Source organism: Dokdonella sp. (genome assembly GCF_036518555.1).
Classification (GTDB): Bacteria; Pseudomonadota; Gammaproteobacteria; order Xanthomonadales; family Rhodanobacteraceae; genus Dokdonella_A.
Genome location: NZ_DATDMY010000336.1, coordinates 1 through 3,075, shown reverse-complemented (window position 1 = coordinate 3,075; position 3,075 = coordinate 1). Strand labels below are relative to the sequence as shown.

Genomic DNA, 3,075 nt, shown 5'->3' with positions numbered 1-3,075 from the left:
ACTCAACGGCTGGGGCGACGACCTCGTGCACGAATATCTGAAAGGCATCGAGATCGACGGCCGCCTCGGCGTGCTCTACAGCAACAAGGACTACGGCTGCGAATGGGACTACGACTGGCGCAACAAGCGCTTCCTCGCCGAAGACAACACGAAGTTCGCGGTCAACATCGTCGTCTACGCGCTGACTGCATGACAGGGCAGGAGCCTGAAACACGAAGGACACGAAGGACACGAAGGAAGATCAAGATGAAGATCGAAACACGGAGCACGCGGAGCACACGGAGACGGCAAAGACGGAAAGCTCTTTCATCCGAGAAGCTCTTCCTCCGCGTGCTCCGTGCGCTCCGTGTTTCAGGCTTTTGACCCTATTGCTTGTCTTCGTGTTCTTCGTGTCCTTCGTGTTTCAAGCTTTGCTTTCCCACCCTCACGAACACCCGAGCACCCCGCATGACCGACGAACAGTCCATCCAGCAGCAGCTCGGCAAGCTCGCCGAGCTCCGCGAGGCGATCGCGAAGGCGATCGTCGGCCAGGCCGCGGTCGTCGAGCAGCTGCTCATCGGCCTGCTCGCGGGCGGCCACTGCCTGATCGAGGGCGTGCCCGGCCTCGGCAAGACCCTGCTCGTGCGCTCGCTCGGCGAAGCGCTCGCGCTCGACTTCCGCCGCGTGCAGTTCACGCCCGACCTCATGCCGAGCGACATCGTCGGCACCGAGATCCTCGAGGAGGATCACGGTACGGGCAAGCGCTATTTCAAGTTCCAGCGCGGGCCGGTGTTCACGAACCTCCTGCTCGCCGACGAACTCAACCGCACGCCGCCGAAGACGCAGTCGGCGCTGCTCGAGGCGATGCAGGAGCGCACGATCAGCTATGCCGGCACGACGCATCGGCTGCCGCAGCCGTTCTTCGTGCTCGCGACGCAGAATCCACTCGAGCAAGCCGGCACGTATCCGTTGCCGGAGGCGCAGCTCGACCGCTTCCTGTTGCACGTGCGCGTCGACTATCCCGACGAAGCCGAAGAACGCGCGATCCTCGTCCGGACCACGGGCGCCGCGTCCGCGCGCATTTCGCCCGTGATGCACGGCGAGGACGTCATCGCCTTGCAGGCGCTCACGCGCGACGTGCACGTCGGCGACGACCTGCTCGCGTGGATCACGCGCCTCGTGCGCGCGTCGCGCCCGCAGGGCAGCCCCGTCGCCGAAGTCCGCGAATGGGTGCGCTGGGGCGCGGGCCCGCGCGCAGGGCAGTCGCTCGTGCTCGCCGCGAAGGCGCGCGCGCTCATCCACGGCAGGCTCGCCGCGACGCGCGACGACGTCAAGGCGCTCGCCGCGCCCGTGCTGCGCCATCGCCTGTTGCTGTCGTTCGCGGCGGAAGCCGAGCAGCGCAGCAGCGACGACGTCGTCGCCGCGTTGCTGCGCGCGCTGCCCGCGCCGAATTGAGCCGGCGACGATGAGCGGCGCAGCACAACGCGGCGTACGAGCATTGCTGCGCGTCGAAGGGGCGTGCGTGCTGTTCGCGTCGACGTGGCTGTACGCGCAATCCGGCTACGGCTGGAGCGTGTTCGCGCTCTGCTTCCTCGCGCCGGACGTCGCGTTCCTCGGTTACCTCGCCGGCCGTCGCATCGGTGCCGCGTGCTACAACGCGACGCATGCGTACGTCGGCCCGATCGCGTGCTTCGTGGCCGGGCAGCTGATCGGGCGACCCGAACTCTTCGTCGCCGGGCTGGTCTGGACGGCGCATGTCGGCTTCGATCGCATGCTCGGTTACGGACTCAAGTACGCGAGCGGGTTCGGCGACACCCATCTCGGCCCGATCGGCCGCGGTCCGCGGCGCGCTCGATGAGCGTACCGGCGCTCATCCCCGCCGACGTGCGCGCGCGCCTGCGCGACCTGCGCCTCGCGCAGCGCAGCCATGCCGGCGGCGACGGCCTCGGCCAGCATTCCAGCCGCAGTCGCGGCGCCGGCCTCGAGTTCGCGCAGTACCGCGCGTATGAACCCGGCGACGAGCCGCGCCGGATCGACTGGAAACTGTATGGGCGATCGGATCGCTATTTCGTGCGCGAGGCCGAACGCGACAGCCCGCTGACCGCGTGGATCGTCGTCGACGCGACGGCCTCGATGCGCCACGCGGACGCCGCGGATCGCGCACGCAGCAAGCTCGACGCGGCCAAGACGCTCGCCGCGTGCGTGATCGAACTCGCGTTGCGCCAGGGGGACCGCTTCGGCCTCGTCGTGCTCGGTGGCGACGCGCCACGCGCCGTACCCGCGGGTGCGGGCGCCCGCCATCGCGACCGCTGCGTGCTCGAGCTGTTGCAATGCCGGCCGGGCGGGCCGTGGCCCGGCGAATCGGCCGTGCGGCCGCTGTGGGAGCGCATCGCGCCCGCGTCGTTGGTCGTGCTGCTGTCGGACTTCTTCGACGACGCGACGGTCGCGCTGGCCGAACGCCTCGCGTCGGCGCGGCGCGACGTCGCGAGCGTGCAGATCGTCGGCGCGGACGAGCGCGACTTTCCGTTCCGCGGCAGCCACCGCTTCGTCGATCCGGAGTCCCCGGCCGAGCGCCGTGTCGACGCCGCCCGCGCGCGCGACGATTTCCTGCGGCGCTTCGCCGCCGCGCGCGCGCAGCTCGCGCGCCGCTTCGCCGCGCTCGGTATCCGCCACGCCGGATACGTGCTCGACCAGCCGGTGGACAGGCCGTTGCGCGCGCTTTTCGGGGCATCGCCGGTCGGTCGGGGCGCAGCGGACACGGCGGGGCCGCCGTCCGATCCTTCCGCGTCGGCGGATCCGTCGTCTCCTCGCGCGCCGCACCCGTCGCCAGGAGCGCAGCGATGAGCATCGCGCTGCTCGCGCCGCTCGGCCTCGTTGCGCTCGCTGCGTGGGCGCTGCCCATCCTCGTCCATCTCGTCCGGCGGCTGCAGCTCGAACGCACCGAGTTCGCCGCGCTGCGCTGGATCGCCGTCGACGCCCAGCCGCGCCGTCGCGTCCGCTTCGAACGGCCGTGGCTGTTGCTCGTGCGCCTGCTCCTGCTCGCGGCGCTCGCTCTGCTGCTCGCGCAACCCGTGCGGCAACGCATCGACGCGCGTT

Annotated in this window: 5 protein-coding genes; all 5 read left to right on the top strand. The window is 70.2% G+C overall.

Annotated elements, in window-relative coordinates:
* Positions 1–193: DUF4159 domain-containing protein (locus VI238_RS17975; RefSeq protein WP_331653841.1), on the top strand; the 193-nt coding region annotated here is incomplete at its 5' end.
* Between the two features lie 254 nt (positions 194–447).
* Positions 448–1,434, top strand: coding sequence for a MoxR family ATPase (locus VI238_RS17970; RefSeq protein ID WP_331653840.1), 987 nt, complete (start codon positions 448–450; stop codon positions 1,432–1,434).
* Positions 1,435–1,444: 10 nt separating this feature from the next.
* Entirely contained in the window at positions 1,445–1,837 is a 393-nt protein-coding gene (locus VI238_RS17965) for a DUF4260 domain-containing protein (protein WP_331653839.1), read from the top strand.
* The gene (locus tag VI238_RS17960) at positions 1,834–2,823 is read left to right on the top strand and encodes a DUF58 domain-containing protein (protein ID WP_331653838.1); all 990 of its coding nucleotides are present in this window, start codon (positions 1,834–1,836) and stop codon (positions 2,821–2,823) included. The genes VI238_RS17965 and VI238_RS17960 overlap by 4 nt, the downstream gene beginning before the upstream one ends.
* A partial coding sequence (locus VI238_RS17955) for a BatA domain-containing protein (RefSeq protein WP_331653837.1) occupies positions 2,820–3,075 on the top strand: 256 nt, incomplete at its 3' end. The genes VI238_RS17960 and VI238_RS17955, both read left to right, overlap by 4 nt.

What these genes read in the sequence shown, in the direction of transcription:
- VI238_RS17970 (WP_331653840.1), top strand. Translation starts at nt 448, where the DNA reads ATGACCGACGAACAGTCCATCCAGCAGCAGCTCGGCAAGCTCGCCGAG.
- VI238_RS17965 (WP_331653839.1), top strand. Translation starts at nt 1,445, where the DNA reads ATGAGCGGCGCAGCACAACGCGGCGTACGAGCATTGCTGCGCGTCGAA.
- VI238_RS17960 (WP_331653838.1), top strand. Translation starts at nt 1,834, where the DNA reads ATGAGCGTACCGGCGCTCATCCCCGCCGACGTGCGCGCGCGCCTGCGC.